Here is a 1,356-nt window from a genome sequence, read left to right on the forward strand (position 1 = left end):
TTATTGACAGGTCAAATTATGTTTTTTAAAAAGAAAAGTAAATCATACCTAACTAATGAATTAATAAGTAAACCAATATCAAACACCTTTCTCCTACTAATGGGTCATATAGTCTTGGAGTAGGGGAAAATACACCACTAAATTTTACCAATATTTATTCAAGTACGGAAAAGGTTATGCATCTATCTGGTAGAAATCTTTTGTAAAGGAGAAATTAATTATGAGTTATTTTCAAAACACAAGATCCATTCTATACGTATTAGGAATGGCTGTATTGCTTTCAACTTTAACTATTTCTTTGCCACATCTTGCAGCTAACTTAGGTATCTCTACTACAGTAGCCGGCAAAGTTATAACCATTATTGATACATTTAGTACTATTACAACGATCATTAGCCTAGTTGCGATTATTGTTGGATATGGAGTTATTTCAACTGCACTTGTTATTACCGCTAAAAAAATTATTTCAAAATACGGAAAAGGTTATGCAACTACTTGGTAAAAGTAGCTAAATAGAGATATGTTAAAAGCTATTTTAAAGTTAAAAATTGAAGAGGTTAAAACTATTTTTAATAGCTTGTTAATAAAATCTGAAATAAATAAATTATTAGTTAAATACATAGGAATAGTTTTACTATTCCTATGTATTGTTCTTATTATTTGTTATCCAGTTGAGCTATTGTATATATTTAATAGATTTAATTTCTTTTTTATATCATTGGATATTAATATACTATTTTTGTTTACATTGGTGACAATGATTAGCGGGAACAAGAATATTATTTCAACCTTGCAGTATGATTTCTATAAGTTTTACGAAGATAGATATTTATTTTTGTTTTTCTATTTAAAAGAGAAAATTATGGTATTTATTTTGGGGATCATTGTCCTAATTTTTGTTTTTTTAAGTTACGTTTTCTCTTACATTTCTTTAACTAGTTTTTTTATCTCACTTGTATCTATATTACTATTTATCACATTAAACATACTTTACCTTGTATATATAAAGAAAAATAATCAAAAGAACTTTATAAAAGTTTTAAAACTCTTTTTATTATTATTTGCATTTGGTATGTTACTGATATCCATTTCTTTTAATTGGATTGGCTTAGGGCGTATACCTTTATACGCAGTGATAAATATTCCGTTGTTTTATTTATGTGCTAATCTATTTATTTACTCGGAATTAATATATGCAAATGCTAACTACAGACAACTGTTTATGCAATTCAAATATTTAAGAGTTCCTTTTATAAAGATTTATAAGAAAACAATTTTATATAGGAATACTTTCCATTATTTTATTGGTATGAATATTTTAATTATTCTTTTTTTTATAAATAAAGGATTTTATCA

At 25.1% G+C, this 1,356-nt stretch carries 2 protein-coding genes; both read left to right on the forward strand.

Annotated features, from left to right (window positions below; translation table 11 throughout):
- Positions 1-220: 220 nt before the first annotated feature.
- Positions 221-502, forward strand: coding sequence for an uberolysin/carnocyclin family circular bacteriocin (locus tag ACFCYN_RS25445; RefSeq protein ID WP_172443669.1), 282 nt, complete (start codon positions 221-223; stop codon positions 500-502).
- An 18-nt stretch (positions 503-520) separates the two neighbouring features.
- On the forward strand, positions 521-1,356 hold an 836-nt coding region (locus tag ACFCYN_RS25450; RefSeq protein ID WP_375952971.1), incomplete at its 3' end, for a hypothetical protein.

The organism is Gottfriedia sp. NPDC056225, from assembly GCF_042267765.1.
In the GTDB taxonomy this organism is placed as follows: domain Bacteria; phylum Bacillota; class Bacilli; order Bacillales; family Bacillaceae_G; genus Gottfriedia.